The following is a 1,069-nucleotide window of genomic DNA, read 5'->3' on the forward strand; positions in this document are numbered from 1 at the left end:
CCGCTGGCGAAGGTCCTTTCATCGTCGATGACCAGGTCGCCATCGGCGATGCGCGAGGCCATCTTCACCGCGAAATCCGGCTCGCCACCGATGCTCTGCCGGATGCTGCGCATCGACAGCCACACCAGCAGGATCACCAGCAAGGCCACCAGGCCCGCCTTGGCCAGGTTCATCATCAACGAGTGCTGGAACTGCGCATCGATATCGTCGAAATAGGCGCCGGCCGAGAAATTGAGGTCCCACGGCTTGAACAACTGGCTGTAGGTGATTTTGTCCTTGCCGCTGCCGTCCGGCATGATCTGGGTATAGCGGATCAGGGTGTGCCCGTTCTTCAGGTTGCCTTCCACCATCAGGCGATAGTGCGGCTTGCCCTTGGCATCGGTTTCCTTGGCAATGCTCTGGCCGACCAGCTTTTTCTTCAGCGGATGCATGCGCATGGTCAGGCCGGTATCGAAGGCAAAAATGTAGCCGGTGCCTTCGTCCCACTGCATGTCCTCGATCTGCCGCAATGCCAGACGCTTGGCTTCGGCAGCGCTGAACTCGCCGGCGGCTGCCCGCTTGTCGTAAGCCGTAGCCACCGAGATGGCCGATTCGATCTCGCTGCGCAAGGTGCGCTCCAGGCCTTCCATCTGCCGCGTACGGCTCTCGAAGGCATTCATCACGGTAAGGCCAACCAGCCCCGCGATCACCACGACAACCACCAGAGCCACCCGTGCATTGAGGCTCATGCGATTGAACGACCAACGTTTCAACGAAAACATGTTGTAAATCCAAAGATGATGAAAAAAAGTCAGGTGCGGCGAGCGACAACGCTCGGCAACGCGCACATCAAAATTCTGTCCACTCGCCGGCCATGGCCGGCCGCATCACATCAGGGCGGGCCGCCACCTGGCGTCGCGGTGGTACCGCGGTTTCCGCCACACGCTTGGGCGGAGCTGCCTCAGGTGTCGTCCGCTCGGTTTTGTCCACCCGGAAGAACGTCATCTGCTGGCGCAATTCGTTGGCCTGCTCCTGCATCGCGCGGGCGGCGGCGGAGGCTTCCTCCACCAGGGCCGCGTTCTGCTGGGTG

The 1,069-nt window shown here is 61.3% G+C and carries 1 protein-coding gene and 1 pseudogene; both read right to left on the reverse strand.

Annotated elements, in window-relative coordinates; genetic code table 11:
* The coding region (locus tag ASD68_RS16385; RefSeq protein ID WP_200945434.1) for a cache domain-containing protein at window positions 1–761 on the reverse strand (761 nt) is incomplete at its 3' end.
* Window positions 762–828: 67 nt separating this feature from the next.
* Window positions 829–1,069: pseudogene (locus ASD68_RS17070) on the reverse strand (chemotaxis protein); the annotation flags it as partial.

It is taken from the genome of Rhodanobacter sp. Root627, assembly GCF_001427835.1.
GTDB classification, from domain to species: domain Bacteria; phylum Pseudomonadota; class Gammaproteobacteria; order Xanthomonadales; family Rhodanobacteraceae; genus Rhodanobacter; species Rhodanobacter ginsenosidimutans.